General features: G+C 53.5%; 2 tRNA genes. Both read left to right on the top strand.

The features are described from left to right. Positions 1 to 103 precede the first annotated feature (103 nt). Positions 104 to 180: transfer RNA gene (locus OEJ37_RS34845), tRNA-Ile, on the top strand. A gap of 36 nt (positions 181 to 216) precedes the next feature. Next, a tRNA-Ala gene (locus tag OEJ37_RS34850) sits at positions 217 to 292 on the top strand. Positions 293 to 404: the final 112 nt, after the last annotated feature.

Raw genomic sequence — 404 nt, forward strand, 5'->3', positions numbered from 1 at the left:
AGGTAGCCGTATCGGAAGGTGCGGCTGGATCACCTCCTTTCCAGAGCTATCTCGCAAAGTTGAGCGCTCACGCTTATCGGCTGTAAATTAAAGACAGACTCAGGGGTCTGTAGCTCAGTCGGTTAGAGCACCGTCTTGATAAGGCGGGGGTCGTTGGTTCGAATCCAACCAGACCCACCATTGTCTGGCGGTAGTACCCTGAAGTTCTCTGTACATGGGGGCATAGCTCAGCTGGGAGAGCACCTGCTTTGCAAGCAGGGGGTCGTCGGTTCGATCCCGTCTGCCTCCACCAATCTTCAATGGGAAGCGTTTGGATCACACGAAAGTGACGTGTGAGACGAGCATTTGCCATTGGCGATTGAGCCAGTCAGAGTGATATGAGTAACACCATATCGGCTGTCGTT

Source organism: Burkholderia sp. BKH01, from assembly GCF_025685725.1.
Classification (GTDB): Bacteria; Pseudomonadota; Gammaproteobacteria; order Burkholderiales; family Burkholderiaceae; genus Burkholderia; species Burkholderia pyrrocinia_C.